The following is a 19,433-nucleotide window of genomic DNA, read 5'->3' on the forward strand; positions in this document are numbered from 1 at the left end:
GCGCGCGCTCCCCTGAAGACAGATAAACGAGCTAGAGACAAGCGATGGCCGACGACAAGACCAGCGACCAGCCCGAGCGCATCACCGTTCTCGCGCGCGACTTCACCCCCGCCGCAATGGAGTTCCACCGCCGGAACATGAGCGAGAAGGGCTACCGCATGGAAGGCCAGATCGTGCAACGCAAGTTCCAGATGATCGAAGGGCTTGGCGCGCCGAAAGAGCTTTTCGACGGCGAAGCCTTTTACGCTGTCACCTTTGTCCGCAAGGGCATCGAGAAGTGACCAGGCCGCCCTTCGACAGGGCGGATGGCGAACCCGCCCCCGGTGGCACAAGGATCGATCGCTGGACGCTTTTCCGCGACGTCGCCGTTTTTCAGGGCAAGCTGGTTCTCGACAACATCAAGGACCTCACGCTCGTCCCGATTTCGCTCGGGGCGGCGGTCATTTCCCTTTTCAATCGTGACGGCGACACCGGGCGCCAGTTTTATGGCGTCCTCCATGCCGCGCGCCGTGTCGAGGACTGGCTCGACAAATACGGAGATGCAGACCGCATTCCGGTGCCGCCTTTTGCGCAGAAGCGTGATGGCGAGAGCATCGACGTTCTTCTGGCCCGCATCGAAGACCTGGTAAAACGCCAATATGAGCGCGGCGGCGTGACCGCAAATGCCAAGGATGCGATCGACCGGGCGCTCGATGCGCTGCAGGCAAAGCTCGACCGGCGCACCTGAAATCTGCTTATTTTCGGCGGAGTTCCGCCGTTCCTTGGCCTCCGGCGCCGGACAAACCCGTTGACTTGAAGTCGCTAATCCTGTTGTCTGATCGCGCAATCGACATTTTGGCCTGGCTTGGCTGATCCGCCCTTCGGGCCCTTTCAAGACTCCCAAAAGATCAGGTTGTACGACGCCGCGCGACGGGCGCGCGGTTATTGACGCATGCAAATGCGTTTGAGGAGACGAAGAGATGGCGACAGGTATCGTGAAGTGGTTCAACGGCCAGAAGGGCTACGGCTTCATTCAGCCGTCCGATGGCGGCCGTGATGTGTTCGTTCACATCAGCGCAGTGGAGCGCGCTGGCCTCAGCACGCTGAACGAAGGCCAGAAGGTCAACTACGAACTCGTGACCGAAAAAGGCAAAACGTCCGCTGCCAACCTGACTGTGGCGTGAGGCTTTATCCTTCGATGGATCGGATGGCCGGGCTTCGCGCCCGGCCATTTTCGTTTGCAGCATGATCCGGCCAGATTGGAGACCGGCCGGACTTCAATGCTACTTCTTGCCGCCCTTGCCTGCCGGCGCTGCCTTGCTGGGCGCGGCGAAAGGCGAAGCCGGTGCGGCGGCACCCTTTTTCTTGTTCTTGTCCGCCTTCGGCTTCTTGGCTTCGCGATTGCTCTTCTTCTGACCTTTGGCCAAAATCGACCTCCTGTTGAAACGCGTGATCGCAGCGCGAACAGCCCGCGCCGGAATCGGTGCGTATGCCTGCGTAGCCAACCATAAGCCGCGCCACGACACAACGCCTGCTGAATATGGTGCGCATCCACTCCTTCTGAAAGGCCTCCCGAATGATCACGGTCCATCACCTGAACAATTCGCGCTCCCAGCGCATCCTCTGGCTGCTGGAGGAGCTCGGCCTCGACTACGAAATCGCCAGCTACAAGCGCGACGCAACCACCAATCTCGCACCCGGCGAGTTGACGAAAATCCACCCGCTCGGCAAGTCGCCGGTCATCACCGATAACGGCACACCGATCGCTGAATCGGGCGCCATTGTCGAATATCTGATCCGCAAATACGGCAAGGGGAAATTCATGCCGGCGGAGAACGCCGCCGACTTCGTACCCTGGCTGCACTGGATGCATTACGCAGAAGGTTCGGCCATGCTCCCGGTCATGCTGACGCTCTATACCATGCGCCTTGGCGAGGCGGCGGCGCCGCTGCGCCCGCGCATCGAAAGCGAGATCGCCAATCACTTCGGCTATATGGACAAGGCGCTGGGCAAGAAGGACTTTTTCGTCGGCGACGCGCTGACCGGCGCCGATTTCCAGATTGTCTTTGTGCTGGAGGCCGCGCGCTCGCTCGGCTTGATGAAGCCTTACACCAACCTCAACCGCTATCTCGACGCAATCCACGCCCGCCCCGCCTACAAGCGCGGCGTCGAGCGTGGCGGTCAGTACGATCTGGGCGGCTGATGCCGCGCGCGGTCTACTGCGCCGCGTAGTTGAGCCCGAACCAGATCGCGGCGATGACAAACGCGGCAACGCCGATCGCCGCGCTGGCGACACTGGCGCCAATGCCGACCACAAGCCCGTCATGTTCGACCAGGCCGAGACCCACCACGAAAAGCGAGATGGCCGGCAGCCAGCCCGTGAAGGGCACCGGCATGCACAGCACCAGCGCGGTCGCGAGCAGCAGCACACCAAGCGGCCGCTCGGCCGGACCACGGAAGACGCCCGGCATGCGCATGCGCATGATGCGCGACAGCGGCCGGGCAAGCGGCAGCGCCTTCAGCGCACCGGCCCGCCAGCGCTTGCGGGCGAACAATCGCTTCGAGATCAGGTCGGGCAGCCAAAGCGCCGGACGGCCGAGCGCCATCTGGGCGGCGATGAAGATGGCAGGCAGTCCGAGAAAGAGATTGGCGCCTGGCGGCAGCGGCAACATGTTGATGAGACCGACCAGCACAAAGCCCCAGCCGAAGCTGCGGTCGCCGAGCGATTCCAGCACTTCGCCCAAGGTGCTGCCGTTCGGCTTCTTGCGGGTGCCGACCTGGGCGAGCCCGCGCAGTGCGCCGCTTCTTCTATGCTTCATCGATGTCTCATCGAATGGACTGCCTTCCCTGGGCCGGAGCGCATCTAACACCTTTTGACGCAGGCCGTCACTGCGCCATTATGGCATTTGACAACCGCGCCGCGCCTCGGGGCGCCAACGGAAATGCCCATGAGCAAGCCCTGGTATCTTTATATTCTGGAATGTGCCGGCGGCCGGCTCTACACCGGCATCGCGCTCGACCCGGAGGCGCGCTACAAGGTTCATGCCGAGGGACGGGGGGCGAAATTCACACGCAGCTATCCGCCGGTTCGGCTGGCGATGGTCGAGGCCTTTGCCAATCGCTCCGAGGCGTCGAAGGCGGAATACGCGATCAAGAAGCTGAGCGCGTCGGAAAAACGGAAACTGGTCGGCAAGGCACAACGATGACCGATGTAAAATATCTCAGTGAACGGATCGATATGCTGGAAGCCCGCCTCGCCCACCGCGAACACGAGATCGAGGAGTTGAACGGGCTCGTTGCCCGGCAATGGCAGGCCATCGACGACCTGACCCGCCGTCTCGGTGCCCTTGGCGGTCGCATGCAAGCCGTCGAAGAGCGTACCGAAAGCCCGGATGGCGTCGAGCCCCCGCCGCCGCACTATTGACCGGCCGATGCAACCCGCCCCCTTTCACCACGCCCCGCCGACGGACCCGCATCTGACGGTGCTCCATCGCGACGACGATCTGCTGGTCCTCTCGAAGCCGAGCGGGTTGCTATCGGTTCCCGGCAAGACGCCGGCGCTGGCCGATTGCCTGGAGCGCCGGGCGCGCGACGCAAACCCCGGCGCGCTGCTCGTCCATCGTCTCGACCGGGACACATCCGGCATCATGCTGATGGCGCGAAATCCGAAAGCGCAGCGCCACCTCGGTCTGCAGTTCGAACGGCGCATGACGTTGAAAACCTATATCGCGCGCGTCTGGGGCGAGATCGACGGCGAGCAGGGTTGTGTTGACGCCCCGATCGCCTGCGACTGGCCCAACCGGCCGAAACAGATGATCGACCGCGAGAACGGCCGGCCGGCGCAGACGGAATGGATGGTGATGGAGCGCGAGGCGCAGGCGACGCGCCTGATGCTCCGCCCGCTGACGGGTCGTTCGCATCAACTGCGCGTCCATATGCTGAGCCTCGGCCATCCCGTGCTCGGCGACAATTTCTACGCGCACGAAAGGGCACTGGCGGCGGCTGACCGGTTGCAACTTCATGCACTGGAACTGACGATCCGCCACCCGGCCGACGGCCGCATTTGCACCTTCCGCGACCCCTGCCCCTTCTAGGGCTGCCGCAAGGCACTTATCCCCGCTTTATCCCCGCCCTGATAGCAAAAGCCGGAAGCGGTGGTGCGACCCGCTTCCGGCTTTTGTGACAGTCTTATGACAGTTTTGTGACAGAGGGGGGGTCCGCTGTCAGCCGGTGACGCTGACCCGCAGGCTGGTCGTCGTCGAATTGCTGTTCGAATTCGAGTTCGAATTGCCGTTGACGTTGGTATTGCTGTTGAAATTGAAGTTCGAATTGAAATTCGAATTGATGTTGTGGTTGACGTTGCAGGCATAGGCCGACGAGGCGCCCACAAACGCATAAAGCGCAAGTGCCGCAACGACTGCCACGATCGCACCCAACGTCAATCCGGTCCGGGAAAGAAGGATCTTCATTTGCTCCATCCTGTTACACGCTCGCGCCATTTCGGCACAGAAGCGACGACATTCCGCGCCCCAAAAGGGCTCTTGGCCCTCTCGCTGCAGAACCCGTGCCGGAACGCCGCCAACGCCGCGGCATGAGCGTCGATGGATCAAGTATTTGATTTTAAAGGCAATTTGGTAGCGGAGGAGGGACTCGAACCCCCGACACGCGGATTATGATTCCGCTGCTCTAACCAGCTGAGCTACTCCGCCCCAAGGCATCGGAAGACGGATCGAAACCGCCGCGCCCCCGAAAGAGAACCGGATATAAGGGCCGCAACGAAGGCCTGTCAAGCAAGGGCCGCCGCTGCATCAGATAGCGGGCAGCCCAGCCTGCGACGCTGCTGCATCCGTCGCCGGATTTGTGGCCTCAGGCTTGTGAAATCGCAGCATCGTGAAGAGACCGAAGGGCTTCAGCTTGACGGTTTCGACAAGCTCCAGCGTCGCAATGTCGGTAATCGTCTCGGCGCGGAAATCCGGGTGCCAGCCAAGCGCACGCGCCGCCGGCGCCATGAAACTCTCGATCCAGCCGCGCACCCCGTGATCCTGCGCGAAATGGTTGACGATAAGGACCTCACCGCCCGGCGCGCAGACACGTTCAAGCTCTTTCAGCACCTGGATTGGATCCGGCACCACGGTCATCACGTACATTGCAACGACGGTATCGAAGGAAGCATCGTCAAACCGGAGTTCGGACGCATCCATTTCGTAGAGTGCGTCGATATTGGTCAAACCGCGCTCACGGACACGCTGGCGCGCGATCCGCAGCATGTCCGGTGAAAGATCGATGCCTGTAATGGCGAGATGCGGCGCATAGCGCGGCAGCGCCACGCCCGTGCCGACGCCGACTTCAAGCAGCGACCCTTCACGGCGATTGATGATGTCAATGGCGCGTTTGCGGCCTGAATCGGCGATCGGGCCGAAGGAAAAATCATAGACCGGTGCCCAACGCGCATAGGCTTTCAATACCGACTGTTCGTCTATCCGGACGATCCCGCTCAAAGCAGCTTACCCCTCGAATTGTACACGCCCACTCTGCGGGCAATGCCGCCATGCGCGCAACACTATATCTGGACCGAATACGGCTAAAATGCGGTCCCAGCGGCAAAACGTTCCAATTCGTGCGCCGCGGCGCTCGCTTGCCAGCGGCTCTCCGCCCGCGCGATCCAACCACCGCCAAGCACCCGTGTACCACCAGCCGGATCGTAGAAGACGCAAGCCTGCCCTGGCGCCACGCCATCCTCGCCTTCAAGCAGTTCGACCGATGCGCCCTCTGCCGTGCGCCGAAGGCGCGCTGCCACCGGCGGCCGCGTCGATCTGACCTTGACCGACACCTCAACGCCCGCCTCTGGCAGCTGCTCAAAAGCCGTGTCCCCCAGCCAGTTGAGATCGCGCAAGGTCAGCCAGCGCGTCTCAAGCGCTTCGCGGGGACCGACAATCACCTGGCGGCGCGCCGGGTCGAGCTTCACAACAAAAAGCGGCTCACTGTCGGGTTCGCTGGCGCCGAGGCCCAGTCCACGGCGCTGACCGATCGTGTAGCGAACGATCCCCTCATGCCGACCAAGAACACGCCCGTCGAGATGCACAATATCGCCTGGATCGGCGGAACCGGGACGCAGCCGCTCGACAATGGTCGTGTAGCGCCCCGACGGCACGAAGCAGATGTCCTGACTGTCCGGCTTCGCGGCAACCACGAGGCCCATGTGTTCGGCCATTGCCCGCGCTTCAGGCTTGGTGAGATCGCCCAGCGGAAACCGCAGAAAATCGAGCTGCTCCCGCGTCGTCGTGAAAAGAAAATAGCTCTGGTCGCGATCGGTATCCGTCGGGCGATGCAGCTCCCGCCCCGCCACACCGGGACGGCTCGCGATGTAATGCCCGGTTGCCAGCGCTGCCGCACCGAGGTCCCGCGCCGTATCGAGAAGATCACGAAATTTGACGCGCTCGTTGCAGCGCACGCAAGGGATCGGCGTCTCGCCGGCCACATAGGAATCGGCGAAATCCTCCATCACGGCGCGGCGGAAGCGATCCTCATAATCGAGCACATAGTGGGGAATACCGATCTGCTCGGCAACGCGTCGCGCGTCGTGGATATCCTGACCCGCACAACAGGCACCCTTGCGCGTCACGGCGGCACCGTGATCGTAGAGCTGCATGGTAATGCCAACGACGTCGTAGCCTTGTTCCTTGAGCAGAGCCGCCGTAACGGAACTGTCAACGCCACCCGACATGGCGACAACAACCCGCGTCTCTTCCGGCCGACCCGGCAGATCGAGGTTGTTGAGCCCACTCTTTTCGTTGAATAGAGGACGCATGGGTGTCGCGCCGGGCATCGCCCGGTCTCTCCTGACTGATGGACGCCAATAGACGCCTCTCGCACGGCCGCACTATAGGCGGGCGCCCATGCGTCGCAAGCAATCGCGCTGGCGCCACCGCATGGACCCGGCAAAATCTGCCGAACCGGCAGCGAATATCGGGTTCAAGCCGTCACAGGTCAACCCTGCCAAAGCACAACCCCATGAAATAATTGAACTTATTCCAGAAAGTCGCATGGCCCGCCGCTTGCTTCCTTTGGCGCGAGCCTTTCTCTGTAACCAGGTGACAGCATGGACTTGCCCACTTCAGCCACGCCGCGAACGAAATCCACCGATCCGCTCTCGATCCATCCGGACTCGATCCGCGTTTCGACCAACGCGGCCGCAGGCGAGTTCGCACGCCATCTGGCCGACAGTGGCCGCCTGAATGAGCCGGCACGCCGTGAGGACCGCGCAGCGGAACGGCGGGAGCGCCCCGCTGCCGCCGAATACAATCGCCGCGACGACGATGTGCGCGACCGCGAAGCAACACGAGAAACGGACGCGAGCGGCAATCAGCCCGTCGAAAGCAGCGTAAACGCGCCAGAGTCTACGGGCACCAGCGAACTCCTCGCCGCAATTGACAACACCACACCGGCGCCGGAGGATTTAGACAGCGACCAGCCGACGCCTGCAACAGAGGACGAAGCCAAAGCCGAAACGGCAGAATCCTCAATCGATCCCACCATCGAGAGCCCGGCCTTCGACATCGAAGCCGTCGCACTTGAAGTGCCCGCGGCGACGGCCGTCGCCGCACCCGGAGTCGACATCGACAACGCGCTCCAAGTCGCTCACGCGAATAGCGACAAATCCGGCACATTGACGCCGACCGTTCCGTCCGTTGGTGCCGCGCAGCAAACACCGGCATCCGGGACAGCCGGCAGCAACGACACACCGCAGGCCGCGCTCGGGGCCAAAGCACCCGTCGACGCGCCGCAGCCGCAGGCGGCCGCTCCGCAGCAAGTGGCCACCGACGCCGCGCCAGCTGGCTCGGCGCTCGATGCCGGGACCGCTACAGCGCCGGCGATTGTCGCAGCAGCCAAGCCACTCAAAGGCCTCGGCCAGGAAGCCGCGGAAGTGCTTGCGGACAAGAAAAGCGACGCAAAGCAGGCGGTCGCGTCGGCAAATTCCGTCCCTCAGGGCGCAACATCGCCCCAGGCGCCGCGCGGCGTCGGGACACCACAACAAGCCGCACCCCTCAATGTTGCGCAGGCCGAAGCACAGCCCACGCCGCGCGGTGGCGAATTGCCAACCAGCACCCAACCGGCAGGCGGTGCAGCAACGGTGCGTATTGGCACGCTGCCCGGGCAGTCCCAGCCGACGCAACTCCCTGCAATGGCGATCGCATTACAGATCGCACGCAATCTCCAGAAGGGTGTCAACCGCTTCGACATTCGTCTGGACCCCCCGGAGATGGGTCGCATCGACGTGCGCATGGAAGTGCGCCGGGATGGCCATGTCATGGCGCACCTGACAGTCGAAAAGCCGGAAACACTCGAACTGCTGCAACGCGACGCGCGTGCCCTTCAGCAGGCATTGAACAATGCCGGCCTGGACGCCGACGAGAACAGCCTCAACTTCTCGCTGCGCGACCAGAACGGCGATCAAGAAGGCCGCGACATTGCCGGCGACGACCGGAACGGCGATGGCCTCGATGACGCCGAGGCGGCAACGACGTCCGTCTACAACGTCAACCTCTCCGCCACCGGCGGCATCGACATTCGCGTTTAACGCAGAAGGACACCCGCCATGGACATCGCCTCAGCCTCAGCTGCCGTACAAGCCGCAACAGGTGGCAACAAATCGTCGACGGCTTCTGCTGCACTGGCGGGGAACTTCGATACCTTCCTGCGCCTTCTGACCACCCAATTGAAACATCAGGATCCCACCAATCCGATGAGCTCCGACCAGTTTACCCAACAACTTGTCCAGATGTCGGGTGTCGAACAGTCGATCCAGACCAATCGCAATCTGGAAACGCTCATCACCGCCTATTCGCTCCAGAACTCAAACCTCTCGGTCTCGCTGCTTGGCAAGGAGGTGACGGGATCCGGCACCGGCGCGCTGCTGAAAGATGGCGCGGCCAACTGGAGCTTTGCCGTCGCAGACGACGCGCCGGACACCACGCTCCAGGTGATCAATGCGGACGGAGCGACCGTCTACACCGAAAAAATGGATGCCGCCAAGGGCGACCACCAGTTCAGTTGGGACGGCAAGAACGGCAACGGCGTTGAGCAGCCCGCCGGCACCTACTTCCTCAAGATTGTCGCCAACACCGCGAACGGCGCACCGGTCGCGGCCGATACACGAACCACCGGCATCGTTACGGCAATCGACCTCACCAGCACGGATCCGCTGCTCACGGTTAATGGCGCTCAAATCCGATATTCCCAGGTCACCTCCGTAAAACAGCCAGTTACGCCGATCTGACCCGCCGCACGTCCCGCAATGAAACAGCTAAGCCTTTGATTTCCGACAATTTTTACCACGACGCTTATCCGTTTTTAAAGACTGTCCGGCATAGGCTGAAGGTCAGCGAAGAGCACGGAGACGAATGTTCGATGAGTGAGCAGCAGACATCAAAGGTCAACTATGTGATCGGCCCCGACGGGAGCCCGCTCACCGTTGCCGACCTTCCGCCGCCCGACACGAAGCGGTGGGTAATACGGCGCAAGGCCGAAGTCGTCGCAGCTGTCCGCGGCGGCCTCATCAGCCTTGACGATGCCTGCCGCCGGTACACCCTGACGCTCGAGGAGTTTCTGAGCTGGCAGCGCTCGATCGAGCGCCACGGCTTGGCCGGGTTGCGCGCGACCAGAGTTCAGCAGTACAGGCAGTAAGATAGATTTGTATCTGCGTACTTGCTGTCTTCAGGGCGCCAGCGGAACCTCCCTCCGCCGGCGCCCTTCTCCTTTTGTTCCCACCTCAATGGCGAGCCCGGCAAAAATTGCCGGGCGCATTAAGCTTCTGTTTAGGCTGCAGGCGGTAAATTTTGCCCTGTGGCACGGGGAACTCCGATTGGGCCAATGGGGGCTCGGAGTTCTGAGGGCAAAGAATTTGCGGCTCACCTGATGTCTGGCGTGGATGTTGATCCAGGAAACGGACCTGCACTCGCGCGCTGACACATGAGGTGGGTTGGTGAGCGGCTTCTCGAATCTTCTGCAATCCTTGGGATTGGTGCGTCTCTTGACGCTCGGCCTCGTGGCGGCGGTGTTGCTGGGCTTCTTCGCCTATATCGGTATGCGTTACAGCAGCGAGCCCAAAGCGCTCCTGTTCGCCGACGTCGCGGTCGAAGATGCGTCGAAAATGATCGGCGCGCTCGATGTCCTGAAGGTGCCCTACGAACTGCGCGGCGACGGTAGCATGATCTATGTGCCGCAGAGTCAGGTGCTCCGTCTGCGCATGTCACTCGCCGAACAAGGTCTGCCCGCGGGCGGAACGGTGGGCTATGAAATCTTTGACAACGCCGACGCGCTCGGAACAACAAGTTTCCTGCAGAACATCAATCATTTGCGTGCGCTTGAAGGTGAACTCGCGCGCACCATCCGTTCGATCGACGGGATCGACGCTGCACGCGTCCATCTTGTCCTTCCCGAGCGCGAACTCTTTTCCCGCGACCGGCGCGAGCCGACAGCCTCGATCGTACTCAAGGTGTCACGCAACACACTGGCAACGCAGCAGGTCAAGGCAATCCAGTACCTCGTCTCTTCGGCCGTTGACGGCTTGGCGCCTTCGCGCGTTTCGATCGTCGACGAACGCGGCACATTGCTCGCCAGCGGCACAGGAGACGACAGTCAGTCAATGATGGCGTCGTCGGTCGAAGAACGTCGCTCGACATATGAGAACCGCTTGCGGACATATGTTGAAAACATCGTCCAGCGTGTGGTCGGTATCGACAAGGTGCGCGTCGAAGTGACAGCACAGATGGACTACAACCGCGTTACACAAACATCCGACACTTTCGATCCTAATGGCCAGGTTGCGCGCTCGACACAATCCGTCGAAGACACGTCCACCAGCGCGGACGGCGCCGGCAATGATGGCGTTACAGTAGGCAACAATCTGCCGAACGCCAACCAGGCAGGACAAGAAGGCACTTCAGCTTCGCGACAGGCGGCAACACGAAGCGAGGAGACAATCAACTACGAGATTTCGCGCACGACAAAAACAGAGGTTCTCGAGCCGGGCCGCGTCACGCGCCTTTCGGTTGCGGTCCTCGTCGACGGCTCCTATACGTCGGATGCAGAAGGCAACACAATCTATGCCCCCAGATCCGAAGGGGAACTTCAGAAAATTGAAGCGCTGGTCAAGTCCGCGATGGGATATGACACCGCTCGCGGCGACCATGTCGAAATCGTGAATCTCCAGTTTGCCGCCGCACCAATTCTTGATGCAGGCGCCGAAGAGCCAATCGAGACGGGTTTTATGAACCTGACGGGCTCGGACGTTATGCGCATCGTTGAAATGGCCGTTGTCGCCATACTTGCCATCGTTGCGATGTTGTTCGTCTTTCGGCCGCTCATGACGCGGCTCGCCAGCGCGTCGGGTCGCGTATCGGGCGGGTACGCTCTGGCCGGTTCAGCGGGCGCACAAACTGTTGCCTTGGGAATGGCGGGCGACGAAGACGGCAACGCCTCGGCCGGCGCCCTGCCCGCGCCCGAGCAGTCGAACGAAAATATGATGATCGACATCGCTCAGGTCTCAGGCAAGGTCAAGCAATCCTCGGTTCGGAAAATCGGCGAACTCGTGACCGGCCACCCCGACGAATCCATTTCGATCCTGCGCAGCTGGCTGCACGAGAGTGCTTGAGGACAATCCATGGCTACCGCACCAAAAATCAAAGACGAAAAAGTCCTCTCCGGTCCCCAGAAGGCCGCGATCTTCATGCTCGCGCTCGGCGCCGACGACGCGGCCCCGCTCTGGAACATGTTCGATGAGGACGAAATTCGGGAACTCTCCCAGATCATGTCATCCCTTGGAACGGTCCAGGCCGGATCGGTTGAAAAACTGCTGGTCGAGTTCGCATCGAAAGTCTCGGGTACAGGTGCGCTTGTCGGTTCTTATGAATCGACCGAACGGTTGCTTATGCGCTTCCTGCCCGAAGATCGGGTCGTTTCGGTTATGGACGAAATTCGTGGGCCGGCCGGTCGCACGATGTGGGAAAAGCTTGGCAATGTGAATGAGACCGTGCTCGCGACCTACTTGAAAAATGAATACCCGCAGACCGTTGCTGTCGTCCTCACAAAGATTCGCGCCGAGCACGCTGCACGCGTGCTGGCCAACCTCCCGGAAGACTTTGCGCTCGAAGTGGTGACCCGCATGTTGCGCATGGAATCCGTACAGAAGGAGATTCTCGACAAGGTCGAGCAGACGCTGCGGTCGGAGTTCATGTCAAATCTGTCACGCACGAACCGCCGCGACAGTCACGAATTGATGGCCGAAATCTTCAATCATTTCGATCGCCAGACCGAGGGTCGTTTCCTCGCAGCACTCGAAGAGCGCACAAGGGAATCGGCCGATCGAATCAAGGCATTGATGTTCACGTTTGAAGATCTCGGCAAACTCGACCCGGGATCCGTCCAGACACTGCTGCGCGCGGTCGACAAGAACAAGCTGGCGATCGCGCTCAAGGGCGCCTCCGATACGCTCCGCGATCTCTTCTTTGCCAATATGTCCGAACGCGCCGGAAAGATTCTGCGCGAAGACATGGAGATGATGGGACCGGTCAGGCTGAAAGATGTCGATGAAGCGCAGACGAACATGGTCAACGTTGCCAAAGACCTTGCCAATAATGGCGAGATCATGATCGCAGCCGATGGCGCTGACAACGAGCTGATCTATTGATTACCGGAGCATCGTCACCGGAACCTCGGACAAATCGAATGAAGCACGCTGTGAAGTTCACCTTTGATACGCACTTTGACGAACCGTCGTCGCATTCGGCGATTGATGCGCCGGCACGTCGAAATCCGACGGTGGCCGACATTGAGCGGGCACGAAGCGAGGGCTATGCAGCCGGTTTTGCCGCCGGCGATGCCGAGGCGACGGCACGCGCCGATCGCGACGTACAAATGGCGATGAATGAATTGGCTTCAGGCGCAGCCACCCTGATCGCCGCAATGGAGGCGAAATCGAGGGCTCTGACCGCAGATGCGGTGCAGATGGCTGTCACATGCGCAAGAAAACTCGCGCCGGCGTCAATCGCGGCTCGACCGGAAACCGAGATCGAAGCCGTCGTCCGCGATTGCCTTTCACACCTCAATCGTGAGCCTCACATTCTCCTCCGTGTCTCGGCATCGCTCGTCGACCGACTTAAGGACAAAGTCGATCACATGGCGATGGAGCGAGGCCTGACAGGCCGCATTATCCTTCTCGGCGAACCCGACATGAGCGGCGGAAATTGCGTCGTCGAGTGGGCGGACGGTGGTGTCGTTCGATCCTACGAAGACATCGAAAGCGAGATCATGAAAATCGTCGCCCGCTACATCGAAACGCTGGACGCGCAAGACGCCAATGGCCTTTCCATGCCTGAGTTCGGTATGGCGGACAGCGACAGATCCTGACACTGAAAGACTTTCCCAAGGAGTAGATCCGATGGCCGACCAGGAAGAAGAAATGGCACTGCCAGACCTCGCAAACGCAGCGGACCTGCCTGCGGCGGCCGATGACACGCAGACCGCCGAAGACGAAGAGAGCATACGGTCCGCGCACGACCTCGAAGCGGTGTTCGATGTTCCCGTGAATGTTTCGGCGGTACTCGGCAAGACGCACATCGAGGTATCAAACCTCCTCAAGCTCGGGCGAGGCGCCATCGTCGAGCTTGATCGCAAGGTCGGTGAAGCGATCGACATTTATGTCAATGACCGCCTTGTGGCACGCGGCGAGGTCGTCGTCGTCGATGATCGCCTCGGCGTCACCATGACCGAAATCGTCAAGGGCGGCGTGAACTGATCGCGACCGCGACATAGCATTCGTTTTTTGAGCAAGTAGAGATAAAGAAAGTAGAGGAGCCGCAGATGCGCCTTCTGATCGTCGGAACCCTGAACGGACAGCTCTCCACCGCCACCAAAATGGCGATGGCCAAGGGCGCCAAGGTCACACATACCGAAACGGTCGATCAGGCGATCGATACGTTGCGTTCGGGACGCGGCGCTGACCTCATGATGGTCGACGTTGCGGCCGATATCGGCAACCTTATCCTTCGGCTGCAAAGCGAGCATATTTGCATCCCGGTTGTCGCCTGCGGCGTCGAAACAGACGCCCGAGCAGCGGTCAACGCCATCCGCGCCGGCGCCAAGGAATACATTCCCCTGCCGCCCGACGCGGAGCTTATCGCCGCTGTTCTGTCCGCTGTCGCAGAGGAAAGCCGCGCGCTGGTCTTCCAGGATCCAAAAATGGCGAATGTCGTGAAGCTCGCCGATCAGGTTGCGGCATCGGAAGCCAGCATTCTGATCACCGGCGAATCGGGCACTGGCAAGGAAGTGATGGCTCACTATGTCCATGGCCGCTCACTGCGCCGCGACAAGCCCTTTATCTCGGTCAACTGCGCCGCAATCCCGGAAAATCTGCTTGAATCCGAGCTCTTTGGCCACGAGAAGGGTGCCTTCACCGGCGCGATCGCGCGCCGCATCGGCAAGTTTGAGGAAGCAGATGGTGGCACCCTCCTCCTCGACGAAATCAGCGAAATGGATGTCCGCCTTCAAGCAAAACTCTTGCGCGCCATCCAGGAACGTGTGATCGATCGCGTCGGTGGAAAAACGCCTGTACGGGTCGATATCCGCATCATCGCCACGTCGAACCGCGACCTTCAGACGGAAGCCCGCGCCGGCCGCTTCCGCGAAGATCTCTTTTACCGCCTGAACGTGGTCAACCTGCAGCTACCCCCGCTGCGCGATCGTCCGGCCGACATCATGGCCCTGTCCGATCACTTCGCGGTGCGCTATGCGCGCATCAACGGCCTGGCGTCGAAGCCGTTTTCGGTTGAGGCGCGGCGCTTTCTTGCTCATCACCGTTGGAGCGGCAATGTCCGCGAGCTCGAGAATACGATGCATCGCGCCGTGCTGCTGGCGACAGGGGATGAAATTGACATAGAGGCCATCCGGCTTCCCGATGGATCGCGCCTCGACGACATGAATCTGGGCGATGTCGCCCACAAAGCGGCGGCGGCGGCCGACGCCGTCTCCCGCGCCTTCGTCGGAAAGACGGTCGCCGAAGTCGAACAGGATCTGATCCTGCAAACGCTCGACCACTGCCTCGGCAATCGCACCCACGCCGCCAACATTCTCGGGATATCGATCCGGACGCTCCGCAACAAGCTGAAGGAATACGGCGAGCATGGCGCCTCCATTCCGACTCCGGGTGAAGCGCGCCCGCAATTCGGCTGAACTTTGGCAACCTTCCGTATGTCCTTCGAAAGCTAGAAGATGAGCGACACGAGTTCCGCCGCAACGAAGATCGCATCGACCGGAGGCCCGAGCCTCTTCGGTGTAACTGCGGGTGGCGCCCTGACCAGCCTCGCCAAGCGAGGGGACCTCGCGCTGGCCTTTGGTGTGATGGCGATCATCGTCGTGTTGATCCTGCCTCTCCCGGCCTTCCTGCTCGACTTCTCTCTGGCGATCTCGATTACCTTCTCCGTTCTGGTGCTGATGACAGCGCTTTTCATTCAGAAGCCGCTGGAGTTCAGTGCCTTCCCGACAGTGCTCCTCATCGCCACCATGCTGCGCCTCGCCCTCAACCTCGCCTCGACGCGCCTGATCCTGGGCGAAGGACACGAGGGCACAGACAGCGCCGGCAAGGTCATCGAAGCCTTCGGCAACTTCGTGATGCAAGGCAACTTCGTAATCGGCATCATCGTCTTTGCGATCCTCGTTATCGTCAACTTCGTCGTCATTACCAAGGGCTCGGGTCGCATCGCCGAGGTTGCGGCACGGTTCACGCTCGACGCCATGCCAGGCAAGCAGATGGCGATCGACGCCGACCTGTCCGCCGGCCTGATCGACGAGAACGAGGCACGCACGCGGCGATCCAATCTCGAAAAGGAAAGCTCCTTCTTCGGCGCCATGGACGGCGCCTCGAAGTTTGTTCGTGGTGACGCGGTCGCCGGCTTGCTAATCACCTTCATCAACATTGTCGGCGGCATCGTAATCGGTGTGGCGCAGAACGGAATGAGCTTCGGCGACGCCGCCCACACATACACATTGCTCACGATCGGCGACGGCCTCGTCAGCCAAATTCCTGCCCTGATTGTGTCGACTGCCGCCGGCTTGCTCGTATCGAAGGCAGGCGTCGAGGGTCCTGCCGATGAAGCTTTGTTCGATCAGCTTTCAGGTTATCCGCAGGCCCTTGGCATGTCGTCTTTCGTGATGGGAACGATGGCATTGCTGCCCGGTCTGCCGGCCATTCCCTTCCTGCTACTGGCCGGAGGAACGGGGGGTCTTGCCTTCTATCTGACGACATCGAGAAAGAAAACCGCCGACGACATTGTCGACGCGCAGGAACGCGAGGCCGCAGCCGTACCTGTGGCGGACGAGCCGATCGGCACGGCACTGAGAATGGACGAGCTTCGGCTGGAAATCGGCTATGCGTTGTTGCCGCTGATCAATGGCAAGGATCACAAGAAGCTTACCGACCAGATCAAGGCACTCCGCCGGCAGATCGCCAGCGACATGGGATTTGTGATGCCGTCCGTCCGAATTCTCGACAATGTGCAACTCGACGCCAATGGCTATGTCATCCGCGTCAAGGAAGTCGAGTCCGGTCGCGGTGACGTCTATGTTGGTCAGCTTCTGGTCATGGACCCGCGGGGTGATCAAATCCAGCTTCCCGGCCTGCACACGACGGAGCCGGCCTTCGGCCTGCCCGCGACCTGGATCGACGAGGGCCTGCGCGAGGAAGCGTCCTTCCGCGGCTACACCGTCGTCGATCCGCCGACGGTCCTGACGACGCATTTGACGGAGATCATCAAGGACAATATGGCCGAGTTGCTGTCCTATGCCGAAGTGCAGAAGCTGCTCGACGAGCTGGGCAAGGAGCACAAGAAGCTGGTCGACGATCTCGTGCCCTCACAAATTACGGTTACAGGAATCCAGCGCGTGCTTCAGACCCTTCTGACCGAGCGTATCTCGATCCGCGATCTCCCAACCATCATGGAAGGGATCGCCGAGGCGGTCGGCCACACCCAGAGCCTGACGCTGATCACCGAGCACGTGCGTGCGCGCCTTGCCCGGCAGATCTGTGCCGCGCACATGGACGCCGACAGCGCGGTACCGCTCGTCACCCTGTCGCCGCGTTGGGAGCAGGCTTTTGCCGAGGCGCTGATCGGTCAGGGCGAGGACAAACAACTTGCCATGCAGCCGTCCATGCTCCAGGAGTTCATTGCCGCGATGCGCGACAGGTTCGAAGATGCCGCGCGCGCAGGCGAGGTGCCCGTACTTCTCACCAGTCCTGGCGTCCGGCCCTACGTCCGCTCGATCATCGAACGCTTCCGGCCCCAGACTTTTGTTATGTCGCAGAACGAAATTCACCCGCGTGTCAGGCTGCGTACAGTCGGTACAGTGTGATCTAGGAGAGGTTTCCTTGCATGCGACTCAGGACGTTTCTCGCAGAGTCGATGACAGATGCCATCGAACAAGTGCGCAATGCCCTCGGAGACGATGCGATCATCGTCTCGTCTCACGAGGATGGTACCGGTTCGGTTGAAGTCACGGCGGCGGTGGAAAACACGCGGCCAGGCTTCATCGGCGCACAGTCCGAGCCGGACGCCGACGAAGCCTCCGGCATGGAAAATCGCATCGAACAGATGCTGCATGCGCGTCTGCAAATGCCGGTGAGCACGGGCGCCGCGGAATTCAACGCCGTGCAGAGAGACCCTGTCATCGCCTTCAGCAAGGCGGTGATCGCGACCGCGCTTGAGGCACACGCAGTTCCGTCGGATTTGAGAGACGACCTGCTGGCCGCCGCGATCGCACTCGATCACGGCGACGCTATCGCGGCATTGGCCGGCGCGCTGGAAGCACGTCTCGGATTCGAACCATTGCCGATTCGCCCTCAGGCCCCCGTCATGGTGGTCGGCCTGCCGGGCGCCGGAAAAACCGTAACGCTGGCGAAGCTGGCCGCACGTGCCGTCGTGGACGGTGCACCCGTCGATATCATCACAACCGATACAGCACGAACGGGCTCTGTCGCGCAAAGCGAAGCCTATGCACATCTCATCGGGGTTCATCTTCGTCGTGCTGAGAGTGTCGATGCATTGTCGCTGTTACTTGACGAACGGAACCCCTCTTCCGGGACACCGCTGGATCGATCTGCGCGGCCCTGCTTCATCGATATGGCAAGCACCAACCCTTTTGACCGCAACGAATTCGCCGCGCTTTGGCAATGGGCGCAAAACGCGCGCCTGGCAGCTGGCGTCGAACCCGTTCTGGTTCTTTCCGCCTTCGGCGACGCCGACACATCGCGCGAAGCGGCCGTCGAGTACGCTCGCCTTGGTGCGCGCCGCATCGTCGCAACGCACATCGACATCGCGCGCCGCATCGGTTCCGTCCTGGCCGCCGCCGATGCGTCTGGAATGGCGATCGCACAGATCAGCGTTACGCCGTATCTCGCTCGCGGACTGGCGCAGGCGAATGCCTATGTTTGTGCACGCATGATATTGAACGGCAGCTCAGCATCCTCCGAAGGGGCGGCTACATCAACGACAAAACGTCAAGCGGGAAAACTGACATGAACCCCACGCGCATGATCCAGGTCGCTTCGGGAAAAGGCGGGGTCGGGAAGACGTGGTTCTCCGTCTCGATTGCGCATGCGCTCGCCGGAGCGCATCGGCGCGTACTCCTTTTTGATGGTGATCTGGGCCTCGCTAACATCGATGTCCAGCTCGGCCTCTCGCCGCGCCATGATCTCGGCGATGTAATTTCCGGCCGTGTGTCGCTCGCAGATGCGATCGCGACCTATCGCCCGCAGTCGATGGGAGGCGCAGACGCGGGCGGAACTTTCGACATTCTGGCGGGCAAGTCCGGATCTGGCGTATTGAGTGCCCTGACCCGACCCGAAGTTGCCGGCCTTGCGGCCGGCTTGTCGGTTCTGAGCGATACTTACGACCACGTCGTGTCCGATCTGGCGGCCGGCCTCGATCAGTCCGTTCTGTCTCTGTGCACCAATGGTGGTATCACGATTGTCCTGGTCAGCGACGAGCCAACCTCTCTCACCGACGCTTACGCGTTTATCAAGTTGCTGACGATGCAGGAACCAGGAGCTGACATTCGCATCGTCGTTAACATGGCGAATGACAAGAACCACGCCCGCCGGACTCATGCGGCATTAACCAACGCAAGCCGCAACTTCCTTGGTATCGACCCGCCATTTCTCGGATTCATTCCAAGAGATGAACTGGTCCGCGACGCCATTCGACACCAAACACCAATTCTCTTTCGGCATCCGCAGGCCAAGGCGAGCGAGGCGGTACGAAGAATCGCCAGAGAAATCCTCATTCTTTCCGCTGGAAACTCCCGGCTTCCGGCATCCGCCTTAAGGCCCGCATGACGGTTTTGCGACGCAGGCTGATGTTTTTGCGCTGCAAACCGCTAGACCTTGTCTCATTTTGGTCTAACCT

The 19,433-nt window shown here is 61.1% G+C and carries 23 protein-coding genes and 1 tRNA gene; 18 read left to right on the top strand and 6 right to left on the bottom strand.

All coding sequences use genetic code 11. The features are described from left to right. The first annotated feature begins 44 nt into the window (after window positions 1-44). The 3 genes from Q7V31_RS10210 to Q7V31_RS10220 all read left to right on the top strand — a co-directional run bounded on the left by Q7V31_RS10210 (window position 45) and on the right by Q7V31_RS10220 (window position 1,163). A complete protein-coding gene (locus Q7V31_RS10210; RefSeq protein ID WP_304734015.1) occupies window positions 45-281 on the top strand; it encodes an AMP nucleosidase in 237 nt (78 codons plus the stop codon). Further along, a complete protein-coding gene (locus Q7V31_RS10215) occupies window positions 278-727 on the top strand; it encodes a hypothetical protein (RefSeq protein ID WP_304734016.1) in 450 nt (149 codons plus the stop codon). The genes Q7V31_RS10210 and Q7V31_RS10215 overlap by 4 nt, the downstream gene beginning before the upstream one ends. A gap of 232 nt (window positions 728-959) precedes the next feature. Next, entirely contained in the window at window positions 960-1,163 is a 204-nt protein-coding gene (locus tag Q7V31_RS10220; RefSeq protein WP_304734018.1) for a cold-shock protein, read from the top strand. A gap of 99 nt (window positions 1,164-1,262) precedes the next feature. Here Q7V31_RS10220 and Q7V31_RS10225 read toward each other — a convergent pair whose 3' ends face one another. Continuing rightward, window positions 1,263-1,406 (bottom strand): hypothetical protein, encoded by a 144-nt coding sequence (locus Q7V31_RS10225; protein WP_304734020.1) that lies wholly within the window; start codon window positions 1,404-1,406, stop codon window positions 1,263-1,265. Between the two features lie 149 nt (window positions 1,407-1,555). On the opposite strand from Q7V31_RS10225, the gene Q7V31_RS10230 reads away from it, so the two are divergent. Next, window positions 1,556-2,182: a glutathione S-transferase family protein gene (locus Q7V31_RS10230; RefSeq protein WP_304734022.1), complete on the top strand. Its 627-nt coding sequence runs from the start codon at window positions 1,556-1,558 to the stop codon at window positions 2,180-2,182. A 13-nt stretch (window positions 2,183-2,195) separates the two neighbouring features. Here Q7V31_RS10230 and Q7V31_RS10235 read toward each other — a convergent pair whose 3' ends face one another. Further along, window positions 2,196-2,798 (bottom strand): exopolysaccharide biosynthesis protein, encoded by a 603-nt coding sequence (locus tag Q7V31_RS10235; protein WP_304734023.1) that lies wholly within the window; start codon window positions 2,796-2,798, stop codon window positions 2,196-2,198. 129 nt (window positions 2,799-2,927) lie between these two features. On the opposite strand from Q7V31_RS10235, the gene Q7V31_RS10240 reads away from it, so the two are divergent. The 3 genes from Q7V31_RS10240 to Q7V31_RS10250 are packed head-to-tail and all read left to right on the top strand — an operon-like array spanning window position 2,928 to window position 4,073. Further along, on the top strand, window positions 2,928-3,185 hold the full coding sequence (locus Q7V31_RS10240; protein ID WP_304734024.1) for a GIY-YIG nuclease family protein: 258 nt from the start codon (window positions 2,928-2,930) through the stop codon (window positions 3,183-3,185). Next, window positions 3,182-3,403: a SlyX family protein gene (locus tag Q7V31_RS10245; RefSeq protein ID WP_304734025.1), complete on the top strand. Its 222-nt coding sequence runs from the start codon at window positions 3,182-3,184 to the stop codon at window positions 3,401-3,403. The genes Q7V31_RS10240 and Q7V31_RS10245 overlap by 4 nt, the downstream gene beginning before the upstream one ends. Window positions 3,404-3,410: 7 nt before the next feature. Further along, entirely contained in the window at window positions 3,411-4,073 is a 663-nt protein-coding gene (locus Q7V31_RS10250; protein WP_304734026.1) for an RluA family pseudouridine synthase, read from the top strand. A gap of 129 nt (window positions 4,074-4,202) precedes the next feature. Here the strand turns inward: Q7V31_RS10250 and Q7V31_RS10255 are convergent, their stop codons facing one another. From Q7V31_RS10255 to mnmA, 4 genes are all read right to left on the bottom strand, one after another. Then, a complete protein-coding gene (locus tag Q7V31_RS10255) occupies window positions 4,203-4,448 on the bottom strand; it encodes a hypothetical protein (RefSeq protein WP_304734027.1) in 246 nt (81 codons plus the stop codon). Between the two features lie 163 nt (window positions 4,449-4,611). After that, window positions 4,612-4,688 (bottom strand) — tRNA-Met (locus tag Q7V31_RS10260). A 99-nt stretch (window positions 4,689-4,787) separates the two neighbouring features. Next, a complete protein-coding gene (locus tag Q7V31_RS10265; protein WP_304734029.1) occupies window positions 4,788-5,477 on the bottom strand; it encodes a class I SAM-dependent methyltransferase in 690 nt (229 codons plus the stop codon). An 83-nt stretch (window positions 5,478-5,560) separates the two neighbouring features. After that, window positions 5,561-6,805 carry a tRNA 2-thiouridine(34) synthase MnmA gene (gene mnmA / locus Q7V31_RS10270; protein WP_304734030.1) on the bottom strand — a complete coding sequence of 415 codons (1,245 nt, stop codon included), beginning with the start codon at window positions 6,803-6,805 and terminating at the stop codon, window positions 5,561-5,563. A 273-nt stretch (window positions 6,806-7,078) separates the two neighbouring features. On the opposite strand from mnmA, the gene Q7V31_RS10275 reads away from it, so the two are divergent. The 11 genes from Q7V31_RS10275 to Q7V31_RS10325 all read left to right on the top strand — a co-directional run bounded on the left by Q7V31_RS10275 (window position 7,079) and on the right by Q7V31_RS10325 (window position 19,363). Further along, a complete protein-coding gene (locus Q7V31_RS10275) occupies window positions 7,079-8,557 on the top strand; it encodes a flagellar hook-length control protein FliK (RefSeq protein ID WP_304734032.1) in 1,479 nt (492 codons plus the stop codon). An 18-nt stretch (window positions 8,558-8,575) separates the two neighbouring features. Continuing rightward, entirely contained in the window at window positions 8,576-9,256 is a 681-nt protein-coding gene (locus Q7V31_RS10280; RefSeq protein ID WP_304734033.1) for a flagellar hook assembly protein FlgD, read from the top strand. A gap of 131 nt (window positions 9,257-9,387) precedes the next feature. After that, complete coding sequence (locus Q7V31_RS10285; protein WP_304734034.1) at window positions 9,388-9,663, top strand: DUF1153 domain-containing protein; 276 nt, start codon at window positions 9,388-9,390, stop codon at window positions 9,661-9,663. Between the two features lie 298 nt (window positions 9,664-9,961). After that, window positions 9,962-11,632, top strand: coding sequence for a flagellar basal-body MS-ring/collar protein FliF (gene fliF, locus Q7V31_RS10290; RefSeq protein WP_304734035.1), 1,671 nt, complete (start codon window positions 9,962-9,964; stop codon window positions 11,630-11,632). 9 nt (window positions 11,633-11,641) lie between these two features. Then, window positions 11,642-12,667 (top strand): flagellar motor switch protein FliG, encoded by a 1,026-nt coding sequence (gene fliG, locus Q7V31_RS10295; protein WP_304734036.1) that lies wholly within the window; start codon window positions 11,642-11,644, stop codon window positions 12,665-12,667. Window positions 12,668-12,705: 38 nt separating this feature from the next. Continuing rightward, complete coding sequence (locus tag Q7V31_RS10300) at window positions 12,706-13,386, top strand: FliH/SctL family protein (protein ID WP_304734037.1); 681 nt, start codon at window positions 12,706-12,708, stop codon at window positions 13,384-13,386. Between the two features lie 31 nt (window positions 13,387-13,417). After that, on the top strand, window positions 13,418-13,774 hold the full coding sequence (fliN, locus tag Q7V31_RS10305; RefSeq protein WP_304734038.1) for a flagellar motor switch protein FliN: 357 nt from the start codon (window positions 13,418-13,420) through the stop codon (window positions 13,772-13,774). 65 nt (window positions 13,775-13,839) lie between these two features. Then, complete coding sequence (locus Q7V31_RS10310) at window positions 13,840-15,207, top strand: sigma-54 dependent transcriptional regulator (protein WP_304734040.1); 1,368 nt, start codon at window positions 13,840-13,842, stop codon at window positions 15,205-15,207. A gap of 39 nt (window positions 15,208-15,246) precedes the next feature. Next, window positions 15,247-17,382: a flagellar biosynthesis protein FlhA gene (flhA, locus tag Q7V31_RS10315; protein ID WP_304734041.1), complete on the top strand. Its 2,136-nt coding sequence runs from the start codon at window positions 15,247-15,249 to the stop codon at window positions 17,380-17,382. A gap of 20 nt (window positions 17,383-17,402) precedes the next feature. Continuing rightward, on the top strand, window positions 17,403-18,548 hold the full coding sequence (locus Q7V31_RS10320) for a hypothetical protein (protein ID WP_304734042.1): 1,146 nt from the start codon (window positions 17,403-17,405) through the stop codon (window positions 18,546-18,548). Next, window positions 18,545-19,363, top strand: coding sequence for a MinD/ParA family protein (locus tag Q7V31_RS10325; RefSeq protein WP_304734044.1), 819 nt, complete (start codon window positions 18,545-18,547; stop codon window positions 19,361-19,363). Before Q7V31_RS10320 ends, Q7V31_RS10325 begins: the two co-directional genes overlap by 4 nt. Window positions 19,364-19,433: the final 70 nt, after the last annotated feature.

Source organism: Parvibaculum sp., assembly GCF_030651915.1.
GTDB lineage: Bacteria > Pseudomonadota > Alphaproteobacteria > Parvibaculales > Parvibaculaceae > Parvibaculum.

What these genes read in the sequence shown, in the direction of transcription:
- Q7V31_RS10255 (WP_304734027.1), bottom strand. Translation starts at nt 4,448, where the DNA reads ATGAAGATCCTTCTTTCCCGGACCGGATTGACGTTGGGTGCGATCGTG.
- Q7V31_RS10235 (WP_304734023.1), bottom strand. Translation starts at nt 2,798, where the DNA reads ATGAAGCATAGAAGAAGCGGCGCACTGCGCGGGCTCGCCCAGGTCGGC.
- fliN (WP_304734038.1), top strand. Translation starts at nt 13,418, where the DNA reads ATGGCCGACCAGGAAGAAGAAATGGCACTGCCAGACCTCGCAAACGCA.
- Q7V31_RS10285 (WP_304734034.1), top strand. Translation starts at nt 9,388, where the DNA reads ATGAGTGAGCAGCAGACATCAAAGGTCAACTATGTGATCGGCCCCGAC.
- Q7V31_RS10245 (WP_304734025.1), top strand. Translation starts at nt 3,182, where the DNA reads ATGACCGATGTAAAATATCTCAGTGAACGGATCGATATGCTGGAAGCC.
- Q7V31_RS10220 (WP_304734018.1), top strand. Translation starts at nt 960, where the DNA reads ATGGCGACAGGTATCGTGAAGTGGTTCAACGGCCAGAAGGGCTACGGC.
- Q7V31_RS10210 (WP_304734015.1), top strand. Translation starts at nt 45, where the DNA reads ATGGCCGACGACAAGACCAGCGACCAGCCCGAGCGCATCACCGTTCTC.
- fliG (WP_304734036.1), top strand. Translation starts at nt 11,642, where the DNA reads ATGGCTACCGCACCAAAAATCAAAGACGAAAAAGTCCTCTCCGGTCCC.
- flhA (WP_304734041.1), top strand. Translation starts at nt 15,247, where the DNA reads ATGAGCGACACGAGTTCCGCCGCAACGAAGATCGCATCGACCGGAGGC.
- Q7V31_RS10240 (WP_304734024.1), top strand. Translation starts at nt 2,928, where the DNA reads ATGAGCAAGCCCTGGTATCTTTATATTCTGGAATGTGCCGGCGGCCGG.
- Q7V31_RS10310 (WP_304734040.1), top strand. Translation starts at nt 13,840, where the DNA reads ATGCGCCTTCTGATCGTCGGAACCCTGAACGGACAGCTCTCCACCGCC.
- Q7V31_RS10230 (WP_304734022.1), top strand. Translation starts at nt 1,556, where the DNA reads ATGATCACGGTCCATCACCTGAACAATTCGCGCTCCCAGCGCATCCTC.
- Q7V31_RS10250 (WP_304734026.1), top strand. Translation starts at nt 3,411, where the DNA reads ATGCAACCCGCCCCCTTTCACCACGCCCCGCCGACGGACCCGCATCTG.
- Q7V31_RS10300 (WP_304734037.1), top strand. Translation starts at nt 12,706, where the DNA reads ATGAAGCACGCTGTGAAGTTCACCTTTGATACGCACTTTGACGAACCG.
- mnmA (WP_304734030.1), bottom strand. Translation starts at nt 6,805, where the DNA reads ATGCCCGGCGCGACACCCATGCGTCCTCTATTCAACGAAAAGAGTGGG.
- Q7V31_RS10280 (WP_304734033.1), top strand. Translation starts at nt 8,576, where the DNA reads ATGGACATCGCCTCAGCCTCAGCTGCCGTACAAGCCGCAACAGGTGGC.
- Q7V31_RS10275 (WP_304734032.1), top strand. Translation starts at nt 7,079, where the DNA reads ATGGACTTGCCCACTTCAGCCACGCCGCGAACGAAATCCACCGATCCG.
- Q7V31_RS10325 (WP_304734044.1), top strand. Translation starts at nt 18,545, where the DNA reads ATGAACCCCACGCGCATGATCCAGGTCGCTTCGGGAAAAGGCGGGGTC.
- Q7V31_RS10320 (WP_304734042.1), top strand. Translation starts at nt 17,403, where the DNA reads ATGCGACTCAGGACGTTTCTCGCAGAGTCGATGACAGATGCCATCGAA.